This window comes from Brevibacillus sp. HB1.3 (assembly GCF_013186635.1).
In the GTDB taxonomy this organism is placed as follows: Bacteria; Bacillota; Bacilli; order Brevibacillales; family Brevibacillaceae; genus Brevibacillus; species Brevibacillus brevis_D.
Genome location: NZ_JABMIT010000004.1, coordinates 334,817 through 357,974 on the forward strand (window position 1 = coordinate 334,817; position 23,158 = coordinate 357,974).

Sequence of the window (23,158 nt, forward strand, 5' to 3'; positions counted from 1 at the left end):
TCTGTTGTTTCGCTGTTATTAACTACGCACCCACTCCCCTGTCAGCGCATCAACCATATAGAGCGGTGTGTCGTGATAATAAATATGATAGACGAGACGTGGTTCTAATTTTCCTGTAGTTGGATTCTCCATCAACTTGTAGACCAAACGGAGCGGGCGATGGGTGACGTATACGCTAGTCGCGTCTTCCCGTGACATTGCCTTGCTTTTGTCAGGAAGCTGCTTAGACTCCATGGTATACGTAGGATCGACCCCGATTACCTGTTTCCTGTCCACATCAAAATGAACCGTATACCCCCCCATAATCGGTACTCCCTGATGGGACTTGAAGAATTGATAAGTTTCGATGTTGCCTTTTCTAGTGGCAGAACCAAGTAGCAGTTCTTTGGTGTCTAACGGAAGGTATTTCTGAAATTGCTTTGCTGCTTCTTGTACATTTTCCATCTTCGGATGAGGGAGCTTTTCCTTTTTCTCATGGATATTTTCATACCGGTAGTTCAGAATTTTTCCTGTATCTGTTACTACGTCCAGTTCTATTTTCTGTTTGGTTCGCGTTTCCATTTTGTACGTATGTACGCCTGAGCCTTCTTGAATAACGAAGGAAAACGGAGGCTCGAATCCCCACTCCCGAAAAAGTCTATCTGCTTCTTCGATGTTGGGAGCTACCAGCTTTATGCCTCCCGGTTTCACAGGAATTGGCGGCAGATCTACTAGACTGTAATCGGGATGATAGCGTTCTGTGGGGTAAATTTCTCCTGTAATGGCATCAATGTCACCTGAAAAAGGAAACTCATATTGCAATCGCCATTCCCACTCTGAATAGAGCAGCCGGGCGCTTTGCCCAAAAATTTGTTCTGCCTGTTTTACTGGCATTGCCTTGTTGGGATCTGGAAAGACCATGCCTGTCGTATCGTTTGTCTGTACCACTTTTTTATGCTGCCTGCCCGCCTTGTCTATTGTAAACGTGTATTGGTCGTCAAGAACCGGAATGTTGTTAACCGTCTTGTTCATCACGACATGACCTGTTTCTGTATTGGACAGCATGCCGTTTACCGCATATTGGCTTGCATCTCGCCCTGCCAATTCTTGCAGCAGCTTCTTCGCCTGCTCGTATACAGGATGGGCGGGAAGCTGCGAACTACTGGTTGCCGTCACTTGAGGGTCCACGCGTTCGTTTTGCCCCATCCCAGCCATGATGTACAGCCCAAAGCCAGAAGCGATCACCATTGCTGTCAACCCTACAGTCAACGGATTCATGAACAGCCGTCCCCCCTTGCCGACCCGAATTACTTCTTGTTCCAGCACTGTACGTAAACTCTCTACAAACTCCTTACGTGGGGGGGTACTTTTTTGCAGAGTCACTAACCGTTCCAGCATATCTCGTTCATTTTGCCAATCCACTGTACAATTCCCCCTTCTTCGTATGCGAAAGTTTTCCATGCAGCAGCTTCAGTGCCCGGTGCATCGTCGTTTTCACGTTTGATTCAGAACAACCCAGTATTTCAGCAGTCTCTTTGACGCTGTACTCTTTAATGCCTCGCAGAATGACAACCATGCGGTGATGCGGTGGCAGTCCCTTGATCGCAGCGATCAATTCCTGCTCGTCCTCCCGGCTTTCCGCTTCCTGTGCCGGATTCCCTTCTGGGGCTGGCATCACAACAGACAACCAGTCCCCTGACAACAGCTTTTGCCACTTGCGTTTTCGATAATAATTCATCGCTGTATGCTTCGCGATCGCAAACAGCCATGTCTTCACGTCAGATCGCTCTTCAAATCGTTCAAGCGAGCGAATCACTCGCAAAAAAACCTCCTGCGTCAAATCTTCTGCATCATTCTGACTGCCGGCAAAATACAGCAAAAATTGATATACATCATGATAATGCCGCTCATAGATGGTCATAACCTGATGTTTCATTTCTTCATACAAAGAAGCTCCTCCATTCTCTTGCTGTCGGCTGATCGACTACTTTCCTATGCGAAAATTTTCTTGGATACCCATTAGTGTCTTGAGCAGGAAAAAGGTTACAGCAGAATGTTTGAAAATGTTCAGGAATGCAACAGCGACGGATGGATCGGGTAGCCTATAATTTACATGAGTCCTGCTACTTTCCTGATAACACAAGAAGTAAGAACGGAGTGACCTGTATGTATAAACGGCTACTAGCTATCCCGATTGCCGCCTTGCTCCTCGTCCTGGCAGCCTGCGGAAATGGTGGACAAACGGGCGATTCAGCGGCAGCGAAACCGACCAGATCGATCAATTACCTAGGCAACACTTATACAATTCCGGCCAGAACCAAGGCTATTGTTTTCGTAGGCTTCCCTGCTTCGTACGAAGATTCTTTCTTGCTGGGAATCCCGCCCGTCGCAGCTACGGTGGATAAAAACGGAAAGTTTCCGCCGGAATATCAAGCCATGATCAGAAATGCCAAGCATCTCCCCTATCATATAACAGATAACCTAAGTGACCTGGTTGCCCTTGAACCTGACGTCATCATGACAACTGACAAGACCTCCAAGGAAGACTTGGCCAAATTACAAACCGCTGCATCCGTCATTCCCGTCTCTACAAACGGAGCTCATTGGCAAGAAAACTTGCGTCTGCTGGCAGATGTTCGTGGAAGAGATGACAATTTGGATACCTTCATAGGTAAAGTGAAGCAAAATGCACAGGAACTCCGCGACAAGCTCTCTCCACTCCCGGAAAAGAAAGTGCTGACGCTGTGGTTCCAAGAAGGCTCCTTTTACGCCTATCCAAAGGATGAACGGTACAATAACCTGTTATATACGGACTTGACCCTGCCTGTCCCAGATGTCGTCGCGAATATGAAGGAGCGTACCGCACTCTCTATGGATGCTCTGGCAAAAGAAGATCCCAACTACTTGTTTGTGATGGTCACAAAAGAAGACCAGCCCGCTTTCAAGCAGTTGCAAGAGCAGCCTGCATGGAAAAATCTACGTGCAGTCAAAGCCGATCAAATGTACGTGAATGCAGTTGAACCAGGATTAGCTGGTGGCACGGCCTACAGCAACCAACAGTTTTTAAATGCTGTTCGAAAACAGATGCTAAAGATGAGTGAATAAAAAGATGGGCTTTGCCCATACTATACTCATCGAGCTCGGTGGTGTGTTTTCAATCAGGCTGTAGACCTTTACGGAGGCGATGTGCCATGGATGATTTACACGATCACCTAGTGAGTAAGGGAAACCGTACACTGCTTTAAGCTTCTAACTTCATACTGGAGGTAGATGCGTCGCACGTGATGATCGGTAGCACCTCAAAACTAACGAGCTCGATATATGCCGTCTCCTTTATGGAGGCGGTTTTATTTCTTTTAAAAATCGTTTGTCGGGCGGTAGTGGTGGGGAGGAAACAGGAGAAAACGCTCAGCTTCTTGTCCCACCCCCAAGGTAGCGTAAGCTGCCCGGCTCCATGAAAAAAAGCGAAACCCGCGTCCAAAGTCGTTCTTTCAGGGAGTGTCTCAGAGGTGGACGCTAAAAAGCCTGTTTCTCTTTTTTTCATTGCGCCTCGGTCGGTGTCCCAAAGATCTTCGCTTTTTTCTCCTGTTTCCTCTACGAGCTTTCCGTGTTAAACGAGTTTTAAAAGCCTTAAAAGATGGAAGAATGTGTTCCGTTACGCCAGAGAAGAATATTTCCAGACGTAGCGACTTGTGGAGTCCTACCGAGCGGAGAAGGGATTTGCGGGCAAAAGAAACGCAACCGTGCCCGCGCGACGAAGCGGCTACCACTTTTGTGTTTCCCCGCAAATTCCTTCGGAGCGGACAGTCTCAACCCTCAGCAAGACGAAGCCTGGAGCCCAGACTGGAAATATTCTTCTCTTCACTGCAGCCACATAAGTGTCGCTGTAGTGGTGGGGAGGAAACAGGAGAAAACGCTCAGCTTCTTGTCCCACCCACTGGGGGATTGACTGCCCGGCTCCATGAAAAAAAGCGAAACCCGCGTCCAAAGTCGTTCTTTCAGGGAGTGTCTCAGAGGTGGACGCTAAAGGCTTGTTTCTCTTTTTTTCATTGCGCCTCGGTCGGTGTTCCAAAGATCTTCGCTGTTTTCTCCTGTTTCCTCTACGAGCTTTCCTTGTGATCTGATTTTTTTAAATCCCTAAAAGAATGAAGAATCACATCTGTTCCGACAGAGAAGAATATTTCCAGACGTAGCGACTTGTGGAGTCCTACCAAGCGGAGAAGGGATTTGCGGGCAACAGAAACGCAACCGTGCCCGCGCTTCGAAGCGGCTACCACTTTTGCGTTTCCCCGCAAATCCCTTCGGAGCGGACAGTCTCAACCCCCAGCAGGACGGAGCCTGGAGCCTAGACTGGAAATATTCTTCTCTTCACTGCAGCCACATACATAAGAACCTTAAGTAAGTTGCTGTAGTGCTGGGGAGGAAACAGGAGAAAACGCTCAGCTTCTTGTCCCACCCGCTGGAGGATTGACTGCCCGGCTCCATGAAAAAAAGCGAAACCCGCGTCCAAAGTCGTCCATTCAAGAGGCGTCTCAGAGGTGGACGCTAAAAGCTTGTTTCCCTTTTTTTCATTGCGCCTCGGTCGGTGTACCAAAGATCTTCGCTTTTTTCTCCTTTTTCCTCTACGAGCTTTCCGTGTTAGATGGGTTTTAAAAGCCTTAAAAGATGGAAGAATGTGTTCAGTTACGACAGAGAAGAATATTTCCAGACGTAGCGACTTGTGGAGTCCTACCAAGCGGAGAAGGGATTTGCGGGCAACAGAAACGCAACGTGCCCACGCGACGAAGCGGCTACCACTTTTGCGTTTCCCCGCAAATCCCTTCGGAGCGGACAGTCTTATCCCCCAGCAGGACGGAGCCTGGAGCCTAGACTGGAAATATTCTTCTCCCTACCGCAGCCACATAGTAGGAACCTTAAGTTGTTGCTGTAGTGCTGGGGAGGAAACAGGAGAAAACGCTCAGCTTCTTGTCCCACCCGCTGGAGGATTGACTGCCCGACTCCATGCAAAAAGCGAAACCGCGTCCAAAGTAGTCCTTTCAGGATGCCTTCTCAGAGGTGGACGCTTAAGGGCGTGTTTCGCTTTTTGCATTCCGCCTCGGTCGGTGTACCAAAGATCTTCGCTTTTTTCTCCTGTTTCCTCTACGAGCTTTCCGTGTTAAACGGGTTTTAAAAGCCTTAAAAGATGGAAGAATCTCATCTGTTACGCTAGAGAAGAATATTTCCAGACGTAGCGACTTGTGGAGTCCTTCCCAGCGGAGAAGGGATTTGCGGGCAACAGAAACGCAACGTGCCCGAGCTACGAAGCGGCTACCACTTTTGCGTTTCCCCGCAAATCCCTTCGGAGCGGACAGTCTAGCCCCCACGCAGGACGGAGCCTGGAGCCTAGACTGGAAATATTCTTCTCTTCACCACAGCCACATACATAAGAACCTTAAGTTGTTGCTGTAGTGCTGGGGAGGAAACAGGAGAAAACGCTCAGCTTCTTGTCCCACCCGCTGGGGGATTCACTGCCCGGCTCCATGAAAAAAAGCGAAACCCGCGTCCAAAGTCGTTCATTCAAGAGGTGTCTCAGAGGTGGACGCTAAAAGCGTGTTTCCCTTTTTTTCATTGCGCCTCGGTCGGTGTACCAAAGATCTTCGCTTTTTTCTCCTGTTTCCTCTACGAGCTTTCCGTGTTAGACGAGTTTTAAAAGCCTTTAGGCGGGGAATTGATTATGTTCTAATGCACAGTGATGGTCATGACTACGACAAATTAGATACCTCGCTTTCGGAACTTGAGGGACATATTGATTTGCTGGTTCAAAAGTTCGGTGTATATAAAGAGGATTGTAGGTTGATAAGTTACTCATGGTATAACGGTGGGGATGAGCCGATTAGATTTTAAAAAATAAAATTAACAAAGGAGGTATTGTATGTCACTTGTAGCAAATGAACGTGAAACGGCGATTCATTGTGATGATGAAACAAAAACATGGAGAATCTACACAATGCAGCAACGCGTAATTACGAAGCTGAAAAGAGCTGGAATTGAACCTTATAAGATTCAAGAAGATGGTGGTCATTGGTACAAGGATGTTCCATTTAATCAAATCTCGCTCCGTTCTGAAAGCAAAGGCAGAGAGATGACTGAAGAGCAACGACAGGCAGCGGCAGAGCGTCTGAAGAAGGCTAGAAAGGCTAGAAATGAGCAAAGGTAGGGTTTAATGAAAGAAATAAAAACAATTGATGGATTTATTGTCATGGTTGATGATGAAGATTATGAATACATATCACTATATGATTTACATGTTAATAAAGATGGCTATGTTATCTGTAGACCAAAAGAGAAATATAAAAAGATGGGTTTATTCTCATCAATGTCATTGCATAAAGTACTGATGAATCCAGACAAAACAGGAAGATCCATTAATGTAGATCACAGAGATGGTAATGAGCTTAATAATCAAAAACAAAACCTAAGAATCTGTTCACATCAAGAAAATATGAGAAACAGAAAGCCCCAATCAGTCTATGCTGATCAAGAAGTATACTCTGAATATAAGGGAGTAACATGGTGTAAATCTGTTGGTAAATGGATGGTACAACTTAGAGGTTTTGACGAGGGCAGACGTGGATACATAGGTGTATTTACAAATGAAATAGCCGCAGCGAATGCATACAATTACTACGCACAATTACATCATGGTGAGTTTGCTTTACTAAATGTAGTAGAGTATATGCCAAAAGAGGAATGGGAGAAATACAGTTCGTCTAGTAAGAAAACATCCAAATATAGAGGCGTTTGTCTTAATAAAGACACTGGAAAGTTCTTAGTGCAAATTTATGATACCAAGAAGAGAATTCGTATTGGTGAATATGAAACCGAAGAAGAGGCTGCTTTGGCTTATAATCAGAAGGCAATTGAACTAAAGGGTAATAAAGCAAAATTAAATGTTATAGACGAAATTTCTTTAAAATGATGTTTTTATTAAAATAAGAAAGGCACTCCCTATGAAGTGCCTAAGATAAAATTACTTCTTCGATTCTATTGCTTCTAACAGATCTGCTTCATTGATAGAAGGTAACGCATTCTCTTCAGTTACATTTTCGAATTCAATATTTGACGGATTTTCCCTTAATCCTTTCGAACTCGTCATTTTAAATAATTGATTAGGTGTGTTTGGAATATAAGTATATTTCTTCAATTCGTCATCATATTCGCCACTCAGAAATAACAGATATTCACCATTGTCTATCTCATGAAAATCTGCGTCAACAATGTTAGCAAGCTCTTTGTTGTCGCCTAAATCTAGAGCTATAAGGTGATAAACTTCGATGCTTTCACCCTCTGTTATCTTGGCGTCAGAAAGGTTGCTATATAATTTGTCCACTTGTACTTCGTAGACATTATAAACAACAGATCCCACTTTTTCTTGTCTAAACTCTGTTGGTACTTTTCCCTTTATGATTACATTGGCTTTTTCGACAATTTCTTCAGTGGATTTAAATGTTCTAGATAATGCAAGGCTATGAGAGTTTGATTGATTGAATTCTTTATATAGCAGCGCAGAACCAACGCCAGCAATTACTGCTACCATAGATACAATGGTAAGCAATTTTTTCATCGTTTACACATCCTTTCAATAATTAATTGTTGTCGTAGAGACCTTTAAGTTCAGTTTTGTCATACTTTGTAGGACCATGGATATCCCAGTCAAAAACATCACTACCATCCATTATGGAGTCTTCACTTGTGTCTTCAGGATGTGCAAGACCAAGTGTATGACCGAATTCATGAGTCATGGTTTTTATCGTATCATCCATGTCAAGATCGTCACACATAGACTTTACAATTATTATCTCTGCTGAGGCGTATGGAGACCGATTCATTCTACCTCGATCATCATAGGGTATTCCAAGCCCATAAGTACCAAGTCTGTAAAGTTCCTTATCGGTTCTTGAATCTGGATGTTCTACAGAAATAGCGCCAGTATCATTAGAGTCTGCTGGAGAAAGGTTGATTTCACTTATTCCGTTCCACTCATCAGCAGCAGACCAAAGCAAGTCCGAGTATTTTTTATCTAGGTTGATATCTTCATATGTAACATTATAGATGTCCCATTCTCCTCCGAGATAGTCAGCAAATGCACTTGTTGTAAAAAATGAAAGCGAAGCAACGACAGTGAATATACCAGCAGCAACCTTTGTCCTTTTACGTGACATAAAATATCCTCCTGATTAAAAAAATTTTACTGCATTCCAGAATATAACACTATCCGATAATTGTAAAGATTTGGTGAGTTTTGTTTATTAATTCAGATTAAAAACTACTTTTAGTGAGAAAGGTGTAAATAAATGAAGGTAATCGACATAGTTATCTACTTTGAAACTGAAGGTGATGATTTAAAGAAGTTGCAAGATATCGGTTTTGTACAGTCTAAGGAGTTTAAAAATTATTACCATAAAAAACATGGAGATCATTTGCTGGTAGGTTACAATCAATTTGACCACTTAAAGATTGGGGTTTCAGATTACGCTGATCCAAGTGAAATTAGAAGAATCAAAGACATGAAGGAGCACGATGTTGAGCATTTCTGGGATTCCTTTGAACTTGATAAATTAATAAACTTGTTGGGAAAGAATCCAGTGTTTGTGGAGGTTAAGATGTTCAAGGATCACACTGAAGAACTAATTAGTGTTGGTTGGGTAGATGAGTATGGATTTAAAGTCTATAGCTATGAAGAGCTAACTTACAACAAACCAGTTGGAGCATCTTATTTCTGGCTACAAGATAAGAAACCAGAAGTGGATTACACGAACATGAGCTATTACGATTAACAGAAAGATATACAACGCTTTATACCATTCAAATTTTAAGAAGGCAATCATCCCCCATATTTTTAGTCTTTGATTCGAAAGAAAAGATGGAAGAATGTGTTCAGTTACGACAGAGAAGAATATTTCCAGACGTAGCGACTTGTGGAGTCCTACCCAGCGGAGAAGGGATTTGCGGGCAAAAGAAACGCAACGTGCTCACGCGACGAAGCGGCTACCACTTTTGCGTTTCCCCGCAAATCCCTTCGGAGCGGACAGTCTCAACCCCCAGCAGGACGGAGCCTGGAGCCTAGACTGGAAATATTCTTCTCTTCACTGCAGCAATACGCAGCACATAAAAAAAGACCCTTGTCCTAAAACAAAGGTCTTCTCCATTAAAAACATTATTCACCTAAATCAACGTTATGGTACACCTGTTGCACATCGTCCAAGTCTTCCAAAGCATCGATCAGCTTTTCGAATTGAGCTTGTACGTCTTCTGTCAGTGTTACTTCGTTTTGTGGCAGCATGGTCAGTTCAGCTACGGTAAACTCTGAGACGCCACCGTTTTTGAGTGCTTCTTGTACAGCGTGGAATTGTTCGGCATCTGCGTAAACGATGACAGCACCGTCTTCTTCCAAAATGTCGCGCACGTCTACGTCCGCTTCCATCAAGATTTCCAGCACTTCATCAGAGGATTTGCCTTCCAAGCCAAATACCGCTGTTGGGTCAAACATATAAGCAACCGAACCGGATACGCCCATGTTACCGCCGTTTTTGTTGAAAGCGGCGCGCACTTCAGGAGCTGTGCGGTTTACGTTGTTGGTCAGTGCATCCACGATGATCATGGAACCGTTTGGCCCAAAGCCTTCATAGCGCAGATCGCTAAACGTTTCATCAGAGCCGCCCTTTGCTTTATCAATCGCGCGGTCGATAATCGCTTTCGGTACGCTGTACGTTTTAGCACGCTCCAGGACGACCTTCAGAGCACGGTTGGACTCTGGGTCCGGCTCGCCTTGCTTTGCCGCCACGTAAATTTCCTTCCCGAACTTCGCGTAAATACGACTGGTGCTCGCGTCTTTAGAAGCTTTCTTTTCTTTAATATTGTTCCACTTACGACCCATAATCCCACTCTCTTTCAATATGACAGATTAAAAATATAAAAACTCCGGATTCCTTTTACACACTAGCCTATTATACCTCAATCTTATGAAAGATGTTAAGCAGTGGAAGAATTTAAAAGCACAGCCCCTTAGATAGGATAGCTGTGCTTTGGATTCAAAATCTTACTTCTTGGTCAATCCCTCATAGATCGTCTTGATATTCCATTCCATCATTTTGATGTACGTATCGCCATCTTCTCCGGGCTTTCCGAGCGAGTCTGTAAATACTTTCCCAACAATCGGTACACCTGTTTCATTCGATACCATCTCCATGCTGCGTGGATCGATACTCGTCTCTACGAACAGAGCCGGGATTTTTTTCGCACGGATTGTATCGACCACCTGTGTGACCTGCTCTGGTGTTCCTTGGTTCTCTGAATTGATTTCCCAAATGTATGCCGCTTCAAAATCGTACGCTTCGCTGAAATATTTGAACGCTCCCTCGCTCGTCACAAGCAAACGCTGTTCTTTCGGAATCTGGTTGTACTGCTTAACTGCTTCCTCATGCAGCGCAGTCAGCTGTTCGATGTACTTCTTGGCGTTTTGCTCATACGTTTCCTTGTGCGCTGGGTCCACCTTGATCAGGGCATTTTTTGCATTCTCCGCATACTTGATGCCATTGCGTACATCCAGCCAAGCGTGGGGGTCTTCTTCGCTCTCTTTGCCTTTGGTCGTCAAGTGCTTGGCTGCTACGCCCTCACTGAGACGGAACACAGGTGCATCCGGACCTGTTTTGCCTGCTGTGGTCATCAGTTTATCGAACCAGGCGTTACCTGCTTCCAAATTCAGTCCATTGTAGAAAACCGCATCTGCATCCGTCGTTTTTTGCACGTCAGCAGGCAGTGGATCATATTCATGCGGATTGGAGCCAATCGGAGCGAGACTATGGATCTCTACCCGATCTCCCCCAACGTTCTTCACGATGTCATACAGGATGGAATACGTGGTTACGACCTGTAGCTTGTCATTCTCTGATTTCGTGGGCTCGTTCGCACTTTGCGGAGCACCACACGCTGCCATTAATACGGTTGCTAGTAGAAAAACGAAAAACAGATTCCATTTCTTCATGACGATGATTCTCCTTTACTTTAAGAGCTCGATTCGTTTTTGCCGAGCTCGGATTGATTTCCATACCACCCCGTGTTTTCGGGAGAAGAGAAAGGCCAGGAAGAAGAGCACAGTTGCAACCACGACAATCGTGGCACCAGAGGCCAAATTATAGGTAAAGCTAAAATAAAGGCCGATAACCGAAGACAGCATCCCAAAACCGCCAGCCAAAAAGATCATGATCGACAAACGATCCGTCAAAAGATAAGCGGTAGCAGCCGGTGTAATCAGCATGGCGACGACGAGCACGATTCCTACGGTTTGCAAGGAAGCGACAGTTACCATCGTCAGCAAGGTCATCAGCAAGTAATGAATGAGGTTGTTACGCAAGCCGTAAGCAGCAGCAATGGTCGGATCAAACGAAGTCAATAACAGTTCTTTGAAAAAAGCGTAAACTGTCACGATGACGATGACCCCGATGCCAACCGTCACCCACATGTCTGAGGAACGCACAGCCAATACATTCCCGAACAAAATGTGATACAGATCGGTACTGCTTTTCAGCATCGTAACCATGATGATCCCGATTGCAAAGGCAGACGTGAACAAAATTCCGATCGCCGTGTCATTCTTGATGCGGCTATTTTGGCTCACGTAGCCAATTCCAACTGCGGTGAGCACACCCGTTAAAACAGCGCCCACGAAGAAATTGATTCCAAATGCATAGGAGAGAGCCACCCCAGGCAAAACAGCGTGTGAGATGGCATCCCCCATCAAGGACATTCCACGCAAGATGATAAAGCTACCTATGACGCCGCAGATTAACCCAACCACTACAGATGTAAACAATGCTTTTTGCAAAAACTCATACTGTCCAATTGCCATCAAGAAATCCATTATGCAAGCACCTCGGTCTTTTCGAGAAATGGTAACTGATAGGAATATGCTCTCGACATGACTTCTCGATTCAGGACTTCATCGACCGTACCGAACTTGATCAATTCTTTGTTCATTAAAAGGAGCTGATCAAAATACGCATATGCTTTGGACAAGTCATGATGGACGACCACGATTGTTTTATCCTGAAATTGCAGCTCTTTCAAAATACGAATAATGGTGTCCTCACTCGCCACATCAATCCCCACAAACGGCTCGTCCAGAAGCAGTAGCTCCGGTTTTTGTGCAAGTGCCCTTGCCAAGAAGACACGCTGTTGCTGCCCACCGGAGAGCTCCCCAATCTGCCTGTCGCGGAAATCCTCCAGCCCTACTCTTCTCAAGCATTCCAGCGCCCACGCTTTTTCCTTTTTTTTCGGAAATTTGAATAGTCCGACGCTTGGATAGGTTCCGATCAGTACGGTGTCCATGACGGTGATCGGAAACGTCCAATCAATCATGCTCCGCTGTGGTACATAGGCGATTTTCTTCCGGAATTCATTTGTCTCTTTCCCAAAAATCCGCACATTCCCCTTATCTCTCGGAATGAGGTCCAAGAGCGCTTTGATCAGGGTTGACTTCCCTGCCCCGTTTGGACCGATGATTCCAACCATACTCCCTAGCTCAACGTCAAACGAGACATCTCGAACAACTTCGTTCCCAAAGTAGGAGACATGTAAGTCCCTTACCGCGATAGCAGATTCCATGCTTCTTCCCTCCAAATCATAGCCCGTTGTATGATCCCGTCCAAAAAACGATGGTGAAACGGGTAATTCCTCTATGCATATATGCCTACACACAACAATGTAGTCTTGCACCAATAATATTTTCTCAAGAAAACTAATGTGGTTGTGTATAAAAAAGTTTCCCTAATGCAAAATTAAATGATTTCCATTCTCATGTCAATATCTTCTTTTTTCTGAAATACAAAAAAAGTGCGGCCTTTGTTTAAAAGAGCCAACACTTCCAAAATGTTACTATTCCGTTCATAATTAAAAGCTTTTTTTCTATAAAAATAAATAAACATATGTGAAACAACAATAGTTATGTTAATATGAACATTATCTGTTTGGTAAAAATCTAAAAATTAAAAACTAACTAAAAATAGAGAGAGGTGGATCGTATGCAGGATCAAAAATTGGAGAGAGGTCTGAAAAACAGACACGTACAACTTATCGCGATCGGCGGAGCAATCGGAACAGGATTATTTTTGGGCGCAGGAAAATCGATTCATTTGGCCGGCCCATCCATTTTATTTGCTTACTTGATTACAGGCATCATCTGTTTTTTAATCATGCGCTCACTCGGGGAGCTCCTCTTGAGCAATTTGAACTACCATTCTTTTGTGGATTTCGTCAAAGACTATTTGGGGAATATGGCCGCATTTGTCACGGGCTGGACTTACTGGTTTTGCTGGATTTCCATCGCCATGGCCGACCTGACAGCTGTTGGTCTTTATACGCAATTTTGGTTTCCAGAAATACCGCAGTGGATGCCAGGCTTAATCGCCCTCGTGATTTTGTTAATCATGAACCTAGCGACAGTGAAGCTTTTTGGAGAAATGGAATTTTGGTTCGCGCTGGTTAAGGTCATCGCGATTCTCGCCCTGATTTTTGTTGGCATTTTCATGATCATTAAGGGCTTTTCTACGAATGCAGGTGCTTCAAGCTTTACGAATCTCTGGAGTCATGGCGGTATGTTCCCGAACGGCTTTAATGGGTTCCTTCTCTCCTTCCAGATGGTCGTGTTCGCATTTGTTGGGATTGAGCTCGTCGGTCTGACAGCTGGTGAAACAGAAGACCCAAAACGAGTCATTCCAAAAGCGATTAACCAAATCCCGATTCGGATTTTGATTTTCTACGTTGGCGCACTCATCGTCATCATGAGCATTTATCCTTGGAACGCGATCAACCCGTTAGAGAGTCCGTTTGTGCAGGTCTTCGCAGCGATTGGCATTGCAGCCGCTGCCGGTATCGTCAACTTTGTCGTACTGACATCTGCCGCTTCCGCATGTAATAGCGCCATTTTCAGTACAAGCCGGATGGTCTACTCCCTTGCCAAAGAAAAAAATGCACCTGTGCCCCTTACCAAATTGACTGCCAATAAGGTTCCGGCAAATGCACTCCTCTTTTCGACGATTGTTATCCTTATCGCCGTTGTCTTGAATTACGTCATGCCAGAAGGCGTATTTACACTGATCACTAGCGTTTCGACCGTTTGCTTTATCTTTATTTGGGGAATTACCGTCATCTGTCATTTGAAATATCGCAAAACGAGACCAGATTTAGCAAAAGCGAATTCGTTTAAAATGCCGCTCTATCCTTTTGCCAACTACCTGATCCTGGCATTCCTTGCCTTCATTCTAGTCGTGCTGGCACTCGCGGAAGATACACGAGTCGCCTTGTTCATCACACCTGTGTGGTTTATTTTACTCGTTGCGATTTACAAACTGCGGAAAACAAAGACAAATGAAATAGAGGTAGCAGAACACTAAGCGGCGCCTCCTGTTTTCACTTTCAACAACGGTGAAAATGGGAGGTGCTTTATTTTGGTATGTTCTCGTGATGCTCCCCTTCAAAAACCCCTTCGATCACAAGCCCCTTTTTGCATTTTAGGTAGTACATAAACGGAAAATAGGAGACACAGCCAAACAAGACTGCACCCACCCCATACAGCAGCGGTACAGAAAGCAACTGCAAAATTCCCGCTACCCATCCCTTTACCTGCATACTGAAGAGCAAAGCTTCCGAAGTGCTCAACTGCCCCATTACGAGTAATAATAGAAAACGGAAGGCCCCATCCAAAATCCCAATTGAAACCCCAGCTCCCACGCACAGCTTTAGGTAGGACGATATTTTCAGGTATTTGACTTTTACTCTCGTCATCCACTGCACCCTCTTTTTAAATTTTTTCTCAAAGAAAACTAGCTTCCTTCTGCTTCGATGTGTACGATATGTAAAAAACCAAATCCAGCATGAGGTGATAGTAAACATGACACAGCAGCATTCGTCCTTTGCAAGACCTCCACTCGCAGATTGCATTCCTGATCTCGTTGCCTTTTCCAGAGGGGATAAAAAAGCCACCCTCTTCATCCATAATGGCACTCTCGTCAATGTTCTCTCCGGTGAAATCTTGCCGAATATGTCCATCGCTGTCGTTGGCACCCGTATCGCCTATGTCGGTCCTTTTGTGGAAGGAATGACGGATGAATCCACCACGATCATCGATGCAAAAGGAAAGTATATGGCACCAGGACTGTTGGACGGGCACTGTCATATCGAAAGCAGCATGCTGTCCGTGACACAGTTCGCCAATGCGGTATTGCCTCTTGGTACCACAGGCGGCTTTTTCGATGCGCATGAGATCTCGAATGTTCTCGGTCTACCTGGTTTGCGCATCATGCTGGATGAGGCAAGACAAACCCCGATGGCTGCTTACATGCAGGTCGCTTCCTGCGTCCCTTCTACAGATGCTTCTTTTGAAACGGCTGGGGCAGAATTCGGGCCAGTGGAGGTCGCGGAAGCATTGAGCTGGGGCCCCGATATGATCGCACTCGGCGAAGTCATGAATTTCCCTGGTGTCGTGTACGGAGACCCGAAAATGATTGGAGAGATTCAAGCGACACTTCGGGCAGGAAAAGTAGTGGATGGTCACTATACATGGCCGTCAAGCGATCCACGTCTGGCTGCTTATGCCGCAGCGGGTGTAACCGGCGACCATGAGTGTGTGACCAGCGAAGATGTCGCACAGCGTGTACGCCTCGGCATGTATGCCAAAATGCGCCGCGGCTCAGCCTGGCACGATGTTGCAGCAACGATCAAAGCACACACCGAACAGGGCATTGACTCCCGCCGGATGATGCTCGTGTCCGATGACCGCATCTGTGATTCGTTGAAAGAAGAAGGACATATGAATTTCATCGTTAGACACGCAATCTCGCAAGGAGTGAAGCCCGTTACTGCCTTCCAAATGGCAACCATCAATACAGCAGAGCGCTTCGGTGTGGCAAGAGATGTAGGCTCGATCGCACCGGGTATCATCGCCGATATCATTTTGCTCGATGGGAATCTGGCTGATGTGAATGTCGTGATGACGATCGCACGCGGTGAAGTAGTGGCGGAAAACGGTGAAATGACGCTCGAACTTTCTCCGTTCCCTTACCCTGAGTTTGCCATCAACTCTGTGAAAATCAAGGCTGAGCTCACTCCTTCTGACTTCATCATCAAGACCCCTGTTCCGTCCGGGACGATCAAGACGCGCGTGGCAGTTGTCCGGGAAAATCACGTAGAGACGGACGAAGTGTTTGTCGATGTGGCTGCCGCAAATAGCGAGCTGCAGATTACGCCTGAGAGCACGCTGTGCAAAATGGCTGTTTTCGAACGCCATGGGAAAACTGGCGGCTCCGGCATCGGGATTGTCGGCAATGTCGGATTTAACCAACCAGCAGCGATTGCCATGACTGTTGCCCATGACTGCCATAACGTGCTTGTCATTGGAAACGACGATGAGCGGATGGCACAAGCAGCCAATGCTGTGATCAGCATGCAAGGTGGTATCGCTGTCGTGACTGGAGACGGCGAAATGGTGGAGCTTCCGCTGCGTTTAGCTGGACTGATGTCGACCGAGCCTTATGAAACAGTTGTGCAGCAGTCCATGGAGATTAGCCAAGCCTTGGTGAAGGCGGGCTGCACGATGAACTACGCCTTTATGACATTGTCTTTGCTTGCTCTGGTCGTCATACCGACGTTGCATATATCAGATACGGGCTTGATTCGCATTTCAGATGCGGGATTTGAGCGAGTATCACTGTTTGTGGAATAACGATAACCCCTCTTTTGCAAATGTGCAGGAGAGGGTTTTCTCTTTTTGCTACCCTATTCTTCGACCAGCTGAACTACTTTGACTAATTGATAGAGATAGAAAACCCCACGCATTTGTACGAGATTCATCTGATCCAGATAGCGCAGCGTTTCCAATGCAATGTTTCGCGCCTCTTTCACATCCTCTTCATTCATGCCCGCAATGGCTTCCTTTAACTCCACAACCGATAAAGAATAGACAGCAGGTCGCAACGTACGAAGCAGCATGATTTTGCGGATTTGCGAGCGATTGAAAAGACGATAGCCATTTTTCTCATCGCGGGAAGTCGTAATGAGTCCGACCTTTTCCCAGTGGCGGATGGTTGAGCTGGGCAGAGAAGTCATGGTTGCTACTTCTCCAATCGTCATCCATTCGCTGATTCCAGCTTCCTCGACCTTACCTGCTCGGCCGTCTTCAAGCATCGCCAAATTTCGTTCCGCTAACTGCTTGTCCCTCTGCAAGTTAGCCTGTACTTCATTCACAAGCCACAGAGCAGCCTGCAACTGTTTATCCTGGATCAACCGCATCACCTGCGCCGTCACATCCATCCCAAAGCCAGGAGACATGGCTTGAATACAAGTAAAATAAGCGACGTGTTCCTCCGTATACTTCCGGTAGCCGCTCGTTGACCGCTCCACAGGTGGAACAAGCCCATGCGCTTCATAATTTCGCAAGGCGCTTGTACTCAGCTTCAGCTTACGTGCAATATCAATAGGGCGTATAGCAGACAGCCCCCTTCCGATTTTCTTCCATCAAGATTAAAGCTAAGTTGTAAAGTTACTTCAACCCAAATCTGCTTTATTCCTTTTATTTTGGAAAAACCTTTGAATTAGCACGAATGTTGTAAGATGAATGTGACAAGTGGAGGGAGGCGCATTAACCCATGCACAGAGCTGAATTCGAACGGCAACTAACAACACTCATTCAAAAGGGCTATCCTGAAATGGCGGGCATGACAGCTGATGAGTTCAGGAAAAGTCTGGCCCCGCTGCAACCGCTGGCAGAAGCTCTTCCCATTCAAGAAGACGAACAGCAAGAGGGCCTCGTACCCTTTGTTCTCGTGGTAAAAGGCGATTGGTTCGACGGAGAAAAAGCGATGCAAGCCATCGAGCGGCAAAGGAAAGCTGGCTTCAGTGTGATGGATACAGAAGAAATCCGGCGGTTTACACCCATCGAGGGCATTGAGATTCCTACAGGAATGGCTTACCTCATGACCGGAATTGATACAGGAAATGAGACGCTGAACGTTACTCCGAATGACGCGATGCCCATCCTCTTGGAGCAACAGCGTTCTCCGCTCACGTTGGAGGAAGGGATTGCCCTGATCACTCACTTCCCGGATCGGGTAAAGAAAAACAACGGCTTTTCCCTGCTCGGCTCTCGTTGTGGCGACCGACGCGTAACAGCCATGTGGATCAGCGAAAATAAACCGAAGCTAGGCTGGTGCTGGGCTGGCAATCCACATACGTGGCTCGGTTCAGCTTCCTGCCAAGCTCGTTTGGACGAAAAAAAACCTTGAAGCCTCACTCAAGGTTTTTTCTATCCATGAATCCATCTTCCACAAGCCTGCTTGTTTCAATGCGCGCGGGCAATGGAGCTTAATCTACCTGAGCTTTAGCTGCTCGGTTACTGATAATATCTTTGTAACCAACAATTTTACGTTCTAGCATACCATCCACATCAATTAAAGTTTTTATTTGTTGCTCAATATAGTGTTTATGATCTTCTAAAAGACTCAATCGAGCTGAGGCAGTATGTTCTCCTTCTAAAAACAGAGAAGCGTACTTCTTAATTTTCGAGATCGGCATTTGCGTTTCTTTTAATTTGATAACAAATCGCAGCCATTGAATATGCGAATCGCTATATCGCCTGTCACCGCGTTCATCACGATCCGGAATCATTATTTTTTCCTTTTCATAATATCGCAACGTATGTGTGCTTATCCCTAATAGATGTGCCACTTCACCAATCGTGTGCATGAGAAACCTCCGAATAGATTTTATACCCTTGACTTAGAGTTTACTCTAATCTGTATACTCAATGAAACATTCCATCTCAATGGAAGCTATTGAATAAATTTAGGAGGGATATACATGAATTATACGGTCATTACGGGAGCAAGCTCAGGAATTGGTTTTGAAACCGCTCTGGCATTTGCTGCTCGTGGAAAAAACTTAATTTTAGCAGCTCGTCGAACAGAGGAATTAGAAAAGCTCCAATCAAAAGTGGCTGAAATCAACGCAAAATTGGATGTAGTCATTCGAACAGTTGACTTAAGTGTGCGTGCAAATGTTCATGACTTTTACGACAGTCTAAAGGATTATGAGATTGAGACCTGGATTAACAATGCGGGGTTCGGAAACTCTGCTACTGTCGGGGAACAAGATTTGAATAAGATTGAGTCCATGCTTCACTTGAATATTGAAGCACTAACGATTCTATCTTCTCGTTATGCTCGTGACTATGCACATGTGAATGGAACGCAAATCATCAATATTTCTTCAGGCGGAGGTTACAGAATCATCGCTAACGCCGTGACCTATTGCGCGACAAAGTTCTATGTTAGTGCCTTTACGGAGGGTCTGGCACAAGAATTGAGGGAGAACGGAGCAGCCATGCAAGCAAAAGTGTTGGCACCTGCTGCAACAGAGACCGAATTTGCAAAGCGTTCCCGTGATATCGATCACTTTGAATATGCCGGTGCATTTCCTAAGTACCATACAGCTAAACAAATGGCCGGTTTCTTGCTCGATTTATATGACAGTGAGAAGGTCGTTGGAATCGTCAATGGAGCAACATATGAGTTCGAGCTAAGAGATCCACTCTTCACGTATGTACCGAGGCCAAGCAATTAGTTTTTTGTCACTCCGAGACGGTTTCCGCATAAAAAAAGAGGATGAGCAAGTCTCATCCCCTTTTTTGTGATTACACCATTACTTTGCAAATATCGTTCGTAAACTCTACCGGGTCTTGAATCGGCAAGCCTTCGATTAAGAGAGCCTGATTGTACAGAAGTGCCGTATACAAATTGACCTTTTCCTTGTCTGTGTCAAATGCACCCTTCAATGACTGGAACACCGCATGGTTCACATTAATCTCCAGTACCTTGTCTGCCTTCACACTCGGATTGTTTGGCATCGCGTTTAGGATTTTTTCCATTTCAATCGTCACTTCACCCTCTGTCGACAAGCAGACAGGGTGTGACTTCAAGCGCTTGGAAGCTTTTACGGCTTTAACTTTTCCTTCGAGCAGCGATGCCATATAGTCGAACAGCTCTTTGTTGTTCTCGTTTTCGGCTTCGGCTGCTTTTTCTTCTTCGCCCGGTTCGATTCCCAAATCCCCGCTCGATACGGATTTGAATTCCTTTTCCTTGTAGTTCATCATCATTTTGATCGCGAACTCATCGACGTCATCTGTGAAGTACAGGATTTCGAAGCCTTTCTCGGATACGAGCTCAGTTTGCGGCAGCTTCTCGATTCGCTCGATCGACTCGCCGGATGCGTAGTAGATGTACTTTTGATCTTCTGGCATTCTCTCTACGTACTCTTGTAGCGTTACCAGCTTTTTCTCTTTGGAAGAGTAGAACATCAGCAGGTCTTGCAGTGTTTCTTTATGCGTTCCGTAGTCGCTGTACATGCCGTATTTCAACTGTCTGCCAAATGACTTGTAGAACATCTCGTATTTTTCCCGCTCTGTTTTCAGCAAGCTTTGGAGCTGGCTTTTGATTTTGCTCGTGATGTTTTTCGCAATCAGTTTCAATTGACGGTCATGCTGGAGCATCTCACGAGAAATGTTGAGAGACAGGCTTTCGGAGTCAACCATCCCTTTAACAAAGCTGAAGTAGTCTGGAAGCAGGTCCGCGCATTTGTTCATGATCAGTACGCCGTTCGCATACAGCTCCAGACCTTTTTCGTACTCCTTCGAGTAGTAATCAAATGGCATACTCTCCGGGATGTACAAAATCGCCTGATAAACAACGGCTCCATCTGCATTAATGTGGATGTGTCCCAGCGGCTTGTCGAAGCCGTAATGCTTGCTCGCATAAAACTGTTCGTAATCCTCTGTTGTCAGCTCGCTTTTATTTTTACGCCAAATCGGAACCATGCTGTTCACGATTTGTTCTTCTGTCACTTGTTCGTACTCGTTTTCGCTGCCCTCTTTTGGCTTATGCTGGGTAATGTCCATTTTGATCGGGTAACGAATGAAGTCGGAGTATTTTTTGATAATGGCTTTTAAACGGTACTCTTCCAAAAACTCGTCGTAGTTCTCTTCTTCTGTATTCTCCTTGATTTCGAGAATGATTTCGGTCCCGACCAAATCTTTGTGATAAGGCTCAATCGTGTAGCCATCCGCACCGCTGGACTCCCATTTGTAGCCCGTGTCGCTTCCAAGTGCTTTACTGATGACCGTAACCTTGTCAGCAACCATGAAAGCCGAGTAGAAACCTACGCCGAATTGACCGATGATGTTGTAGCCATCCTTTGCGTCGTTTTCTTTTTTGAACGCCAACGAACCGCTCTTCGCAATGACACCCAGATTATTTTCCAGTTCATCCTGCGTCATGCCGATCCCGGTATCTGTCAGGGTCAAGGTTCTGGTATCTTTGTTAACCGCTATTTTGATAAAATAGTTCTCTTTATCAAACACCAATTGATCATCGACGAGCGATTTGTAGTAAATTTTGTCAATCGCATCACTCGAATTGGAGATCAACTCGCGCAAAAAGATTTCCTTTTGTGTGTAAATAGAATGGATCATCATTTCCAACAGACGTGTAGATTCTGCTTGAAACTGCTTTTTTTCCATGAAAAAATACCCACCCTTCCGGACTTCTTATGTATTCCTTTTTCAATATTAGCACTCTCACCTCGCGAGTGCTATTTACTATTTTTATAACAGCCTTAGATTTTTCTGTCAATATGATCTAGCTAGAAAGAAAAACCTCCAGCGTGAAGATTATCGAAAGACTGCGCCTATTTAAGAAGTACACTTGAGATTTGACACGTCTGCAACAGTAAAGGTCTACAGAATAGTAGTAGTATCAGGTCTCCGTTCTATTTGAGGAACGTATTGCAATAGATTAAGACCAGCTTTATGATGATACAAAAACAGAGGTGGCATTTCATGTATTTCATACCATTTACTGATGAGTTAATCTCAGAGGCTGGGCAACTATTGTCCAAGCGACATAGACAAGATCGAGAAATCCTTCCCGTATTACCAAGTGAATGTGAAGATGAAAATTATGCAACGAATGCTGTTAAAACGATATGGTCAAAACCAAACAGTAGCGGAGTCGCAGCAATTGAAGATGATAAATTAATCGGGTACCTCATTGGACAAAAGATTGAAAATCCTCTTCGGGATCGACATGTCTGGATGAATTTGGAGGGTCACGCAATCTCTCGCAATACCGCCGTTGAATTATATAGAGATCTTTATTCAGAGGCTTCTCAGCTATGGGTAGATGAGGGGTATTTCAGTCATTTTGCGCTAATCCCAGCCAGTCAACCGGAATTACTTCATTCTTGGTTCCGTTTAGGATTTGGCTTTGAACAAACACATGCATTACTCTCATTACTTGATCAGGAACCTCCCCTTCCCTTGAGTATTCCAGATGTGGAAATTCGCCTGGCATCCCCAGAAGACCGTAGTTTGGTAGAGGATATTGCAAATATTATTAGAACTCATCAAAATAAGGCACCCGTTTTTGCTTATTCTTTACGTGATGACCCTCATGAATTACGTAAAGGCTATGCAAGTCTCCTTGATGATCATGATGTCAATTTCTGGATCGCCTTAAAAGATGGAAAAATTGTTTCTTTCCAAGGATATTTTCCCTTAGATAAAAGTCATGTAAATTTGAATGTACCGGATCGTTGTGTTGAATTAGGGGTGGCTGGTACTCTAGATCAATATCGCGGGCAAGGTATCAATTATGCACTTACACTACATGGACTTGCCCATGCGAAGAAAAAAGGATATACCTACTGCATGACAGATTGGAGAGAAACGAATATACAATCTTCACGTTATTGGCCTCGTCAAGGCTTCCTTCCTGTTTCTTACAGAGTTTCTCGCCTTATTGATAGCAGAATAGCCTCGGTGAAAGAGTAGTTCCAAATCCCCGTTTCACGAATCCTTCTAATTCTTACAAATTTCCGTTTAAGCTGATCTACATTGGATCAGCCTGTTTCCTTTAAGAAATGACACTTAATGCCGGTGTCGGTTACCTTATTACCGAGCTTCCCAACTCTTCACCTATTATCCATGCCCTCTTCGCCAATTCAATTTATACAATTTTATTAACAGATTAATTTTTATTAATTGAGTCATACACTTACCAAATCCTCATAAATTTGAAATTGTGTTCCAGTTGCACAA

The 23,158-nt window shown here is 44.9% G+C and carries 22 protein-coding genes; 9 read left to right on the forward strand and 13 right to left on the reverse strand.

Annotation, left to right across the window (positions count from 1 at the left end; translation table 11 throughout):
- Nucleotides 1-18: 18 nt before the first annotated feature.
- Nucleotides 19-1,401 (reverse strand): hypothetical protein, encoded by a 1,383-nt coding sequence (locus HPY31_RS12065; protein ID WP_172140900.1) that lies wholly within the window; start codon nt 1,399-1,401, stop codon nt 19-21.
- The gene (locus HPY31_RS12070) at nt 1,385-1,927 is read right to left on the reverse strand and encodes an RNA polymerase sigma factor (protein ID WP_172140901.1); all 543 of its coding nucleotides are present in this window, start codon (nt 1,925-1,927) and stop codon (nt 1,385-1,387) included. The genes HPY31_RS12065 and HPY31_RS12070 overlap by 17 nt, the downstream gene beginning before the upstream one ends.
- Nucleotides 1,928-2,145: 218 nt before the next feature.
- Here HPY31_RS12070 and HPY31_RS12075 point away from each other — a divergent pair, with 218 nt between their 5' ends.
- Nucleotides 2,146-3,084, forward strand: coding sequence for an ABC transporter substrate-binding protein (locus tag HPY31_RS12075; RefSeq protein WP_172140902.1), 939 nt, complete (start codon nt 2,146-2,148; stop codon nt 3,082-3,084).
- Nucleotides 3,085-3,220: 136 nt separating this feature from the next.
- Here HPY31_RS12075 and HPY31_RS12080 read toward each other — a convergent pair whose 3' ends face one another.
- Nucleotides 3,221-3,523, reverse strand: a complete 303-nt coding sequence (locus tag HPY31_RS12080) for a hypothetical protein (RefSeq protein ID WP_172140903.1) — start codon at nt 3,521-3,523, stop codon at nt 3,221-3,223.
- Nucleotides 3,524-5,890: 2,367 nt separating this feature from the next.
- On the opposite strand from HPY31_RS12080, the gene HPY31_RS12085 reads away from it, so the two are divergent.
- Together HPY31_RS12085 and HPY31_RS12090 are read left to right on the forward strand one after the other, a co-directional pair.
- Nucleotides 5,891-6,175, forward strand: a complete 285-nt coding sequence (locus tag HPY31_RS12085) for a hypothetical protein (RefSeq protein ID WP_172140904.1) — start codon at nt 5,891-5,893, stop codon at nt 6,173-6,175.
- A gap of 6 nt (nt 6,176-6,181) precedes the next feature.
- Nucleotides 6,182-6,937 carry an AP2 domain-containing protein gene (locus HPY31_RS12090; protein WP_172140905.1) on the forward strand — a complete coding sequence of 252 codons (756 nt, stop codon included), beginning with the start codon at nt 6,182-6,184 and terminating at the stop codon, nt 6,935-6,937.
- A 51-nt stretch (nt 6,938-6,988) separates the two neighbouring features.
- On the opposite strand, the gene HPY31_RS12095 is transcribed toward HPY31_RS12090, so the two are convergent.
- On the reverse strand, nt 6,989-7,582 hold the full coding sequence (locus HPY31_RS12095; RefSeq protein WP_172140906.1) for a hypothetical protein: 594 nt from the start codon (nt 7,580-7,582) through the stop codon (nt 6,989-6,991).
- A 22-nt stretch (nt 7,583-7,604) separates the two neighbouring features.
- Complete coding sequence (locus HPY31_RS12100) at nt 7,605-8,180, reverse strand: zinc metalloprotease (protein ID WP_172140907.1); 576 nt, start codon at nt 8,178-8,180, stop codon at nt 7,605-7,607.
- Nucleotides 8,181-8,312: 132 nt separating this feature from the next.
- Here HPY31_RS12100 and HPY31_RS12105 point away from each other — a divergent pair, with 132 nt between their 5' ends.
- The gene (locus tag HPY31_RS12105) at nt 8,313-8,795 is read left to right on the forward strand and encodes a hypothetical protein (RefSeq protein ID WP_172140908.1); all 483 of its coding nucleotides are present in this window, start codon (nt 8,313-8,315) and stop codon (nt 8,793-8,795) included.
- 380 nt (nt 8,796-9,175) lie between these two features.
- Here HPY31_RS12105 and HPY31_RS12110 read toward each other — a convergent pair whose 3' ends face one another.
- The 4 genes from HPY31_RS12110 to HPY31_RS12125 all read right to left on the reverse strand — a co-directional run bounded on the left by HPY31_RS12110 (nt 9,176) and on the right by HPY31_RS12125 (nt 12,621).
- The gene (locus HPY31_RS12110) at nt 9,176-9,895 is read right to left on the reverse strand and encodes a YebC/PmpR family DNA-binding transcriptional regulator (protein ID WP_087344937.1); all 720 of its coding nucleotides are present in this window, start codon (nt 9,893-9,895) and stop codon (nt 9,176-9,178) included.
- 162 nt (nt 9,896-10,057) lie between these two features.
- A complete protein-coding gene (locus HPY31_RS12115; protein WP_172140909.1) occupies nt 10,058-11,002 on the reverse strand; it encodes a metal ABC transporter substrate-binding protein in 945 nt (314 codons plus the stop codon).
- A gap of 15 nt (nt 11,003-11,017) precedes the next feature.
- On the reverse strand, nt 11,018-11,878 hold the full coding sequence (locus HPY31_RS12120) for a metal ABC transporter permease (RefSeq protein ID WP_012685205.1): 861 nt from the start codon (nt 11,876-11,878) through the stop codon (nt 11,018-11,020).
- Nucleotides 11,878-12,621, reverse strand: coding sequence for a metal ABC transporter ATP-binding protein (locus HPY31_RS12125; RefSeq protein WP_012685204.1), 744 nt, complete (start codon nt 12,619-12,621; stop codon nt 11,878-11,880). Before HPY31_RS12125 ends, HPY31_RS12120 begins: the two co-directional genes overlap by 1 nt.
- A gap of 416 nt (nt 12,622-13,037) precedes the next feature.
- Here HPY31_RS12125 and HPY31_RS12130 point away from each other — a divergent pair, with 416 nt between their 5' ends.
- On the forward strand, nt 13,038-14,408 hold the full coding sequence (locus tag HPY31_RS12130; RefSeq protein WP_041749305.1) for an amino acid permease: 1,371 nt from the start codon (nt 13,038-13,040) through the stop codon (nt 14,406-14,408).
- Between the two features lie 49 nt (nt 14,409-14,457).
- On the opposite strand, the gene HPY31_RS12135 is transcribed toward HPY31_RS12130, so the two are convergent.
- A complete protein-coding gene (locus HPY31_RS12135; protein ID WP_172140910.1) occupies nt 14,458-14,799 on the reverse strand; it encodes a hypothetical protein in 342 nt (113 codons plus the stop codon).
- Between the two features lie 106 nt (nt 14,800-14,905).
- Here HPY31_RS12135 and HPY31_RS12140 point away from each other — a divergent pair, with 106 nt between their 5' ends.
- Entirely contained in the window at nt 14,906-16,735 is a 1,830-nt protein-coding gene (locus tag HPY31_RS12140; RefSeq protein ID WP_172140911.1) for an adenine deaminase, read from the forward strand.
- Nucleotides 16,736-16,788: 53 nt separating this feature from the next.
- On the opposite strand, the gene HPY31_RS12145 is transcribed toward HPY31_RS12140, so the two are convergent.
- Nucleotides 16,789-17,496 carry a MerR family DNA-binding transcriptional regulator gene (locus HPY31_RS12145; RefSeq protein WP_172141030.1) on the reverse strand — a complete coding sequence of 236 codons (708 nt, stop codon included), beginning with the start codon at nt 17,494-17,496 and terminating at the stop codon, nt 16,789-16,791.
- Nucleotides 17,497-17,657: 161 nt separating this feature from the next.
- Between HPY31_RS12145 and HPY31_RS12150 the strand changes: the two genes are divergently transcribed.
- Nucleotides 17,658-18,293 carry a DUF5701 family protein gene (locus tag HPY31_RS12150; RefSeq protein ID WP_172140912.1) on the forward strand — a complete coding sequence of 212 codons (636 nt, stop codon included), beginning with the start codon at nt 17,658-17,660 and terminating at the stop codon, nt 18,291-18,293.
- A gap of 79 nt (nt 18,294-18,372) precedes the next feature.
- On the opposite strand, the gene HPY31_RS12155 is transcribed toward HPY31_RS12150, so the two are convergent.
- Nucleotides 18,373-18,753, reverse strand: coding sequence for a MerR family transcriptional regulator (locus HPY31_RS12155; RefSeq protein ID WP_172140913.1), 381 nt, complete (start codon nt 18,751-18,753; stop codon nt 18,373-18,375).
- Between the two features lie 114 nt (nt 18,754-18,867).
- On the opposite strand from HPY31_RS12155, the gene HPY31_RS12160 reads away from it, so the two are divergent.
- Nucleotides 18,868-19,629, forward strand: a complete 762-nt coding sequence (locus tag HPY31_RS12160; RefSeq protein ID WP_172140914.1) for an SDR family NAD(P)-dependent oxidoreductase — start codon at nt 18,868-18,870, stop codon at nt 19,627-19,629.
- Nucleotides 19,630-19,699: 70 nt separating this feature from the next.
- Here HPY31_RS12160 and htpG read toward each other — a convergent pair whose 3' ends face one another.
- Nucleotides 19,700-21,580 carry a molecular chaperone HtpG gene (htpG, locus tag HPY31_RS12165; RefSeq protein ID WP_172140915.1) on the reverse strand — a complete coding sequence of 627 codons (1,881 nt, stop codon included), beginning with the start codon at nt 21,578-21,580 and terminating at the stop codon, nt 19,700-19,702.
- Between the two features lie 318 nt (nt 21,581-21,898).
- Here htpG and HPY31_RS12170 point away from each other — a divergent pair, with 318 nt between their 5' ends.
- On the forward strand, nt 21,899-22,891 hold the full coding sequence (locus HPY31_RS12170; RefSeq protein ID WP_172140916.1) for a GNAT family N-acetyltransferase: 993 nt from the start codon (nt 21,899-21,901) through the stop codon (nt 22,889-22,891).
- Nucleotides 22,892-23,158 lie beyond the last annotated feature (267 nt).

What these genes read in the sequence shown, in the direction of transcription:
- HPY31_RS12075 (WP_172140902.1), top strand. Translation starts at nt 2,146, where the DNA reads ATGTATAAACGGCTACTAGCTATCCCGATTGCCGCCTTGCTCCTCGTC.
- HPY31_RS12080 (WP_172140903.1), bottom strand. Translation starts at nt 3,523, where the DNA reads ATGAAAAAAAGAGAAACAGGCTTTTTAGCGTCCACCTCTGAGACACTC.
- HPY31_RS12085 (WP_172140904.1), top strand. Translation starts at nt 5,891, where the DNA reads ATGTCACTTGTAGCAAATGAACGTGAAACGGCGATTCATTGTGATGAT.
- HPY31_RS12090 (WP_172140905.1), top strand. Translation starts at nt 6,182, where the DNA reads ATGAAAGAAATAAAAACAATTGATGGATTTATTGTCATGGTTGATGAT.
- HPY31_RS12095 (WP_172140906.1), bottom strand. Translation starts at nt 7,582, where the DNA reads ATGAAAAAATTGCTTACCATTGTATCTATGGTAGCAGTAATTGCTGGC.
- HPY31_RS12100 (WP_172140907.1), bottom strand. Translation starts at nt 8,180, where the DNA reads ATGTCACGTAAAAGGACAAAGGTTGCTGCTGGTATATTCACTGTCGTT.
- HPY31_RS12105 (WP_172140908.1), top strand. Translation starts at nt 8,313, where the DNA reads ATGAAGGTAATCGACATAGTTATCTACTTTGAAACTGAAGGTGATGAT.
- HPY31_RS12110 (WP_087344937.1), bottom strand. Translation starts at nt 9,895, where the DNA reads ATGGGTCGTAAGTGGAACAATATTAAAGAAAAGAAAGCTTCTAAAGAC.
- HPY31_RS12115 (WP_172140909.1), bottom strand. Translation starts at nt 11,002, where the DNA reads ATGAAGAAATGGAATCTGTTTTTCGTTTTTCTACTAGCAACCGTATTA.
- HPY31_RS12120 (WP_012685205.1), bottom strand. Translation starts at nt 11,878, where the DNA reads ATGGATTTCTTGATGGCAATTGGACAGTATGAGTTTTTGCAAAAAGCA.
- HPY31_RS12125 (WP_012685204.1), bottom strand. Translation starts at nt 12,621, where the DNA reads ATGGAATCTGCTATCGCGGTAAGGGACTTACATGTCTCCTACTTTGGG.
- HPY31_RS12130 (WP_041749305.1), top strand. Translation starts at nt 13,038, where the DNA reads ATGCAGGATCAAAAATTGGAGAGAGGTCTGAAAAACAGACACGTACAA.
- HPY31_RS12135 (WP_172140910.1), bottom strand. Translation starts at nt 14,799, where the DNA reads ATGACGAGAGTAAAAGTCAAATACCTGAAAATATCGTCCTACCTAAAG.
- HPY31_RS12140 (WP_172140911.1), top strand. Translation starts at nt 14,906, where the DNA reads ATGACACAGCAGCATTCGTCCTTTGCAAGACCTCCACTCGCAGATTGC.
- HPY31_RS12150 (WP_172140912.1), top strand. Translation starts at nt 17,658, where the DNA reads ATGCACAGAGCTGAATTCGAACGGCAACTAACAACACTCATTCAAAAG.
- HPY31_RS12155 (WP_172140913.1), bottom strand. Translation starts at nt 18,753, where the DNA reads ATGCACACGATTGGTGAAGTGGCACATCTATTAGGGATAAGCACACAT.
- HPY31_RS12160 (WP_172140914.1), top strand. Translation starts at nt 18,868, where the DNA reads ATGAATTATACGGTCATTACGGGAGCAAGCTCAGGAATTGGTTTTGAA.
- htpG (WP_172140915.1), bottom strand. Translation starts at nt 21,580, where the DNA reads ATGGAAAAAAAGCAGTTTCAAGCAGAATCTACACGTCTGTTGGAAATG.
- HPY31_RS12170 (WP_172140916.1), top strand. Translation starts at nt 21,899, where the DNA reads ATGTATTTCATACCATTTACTGATGAGTTAATCTCAGAGGCTGGGCAA.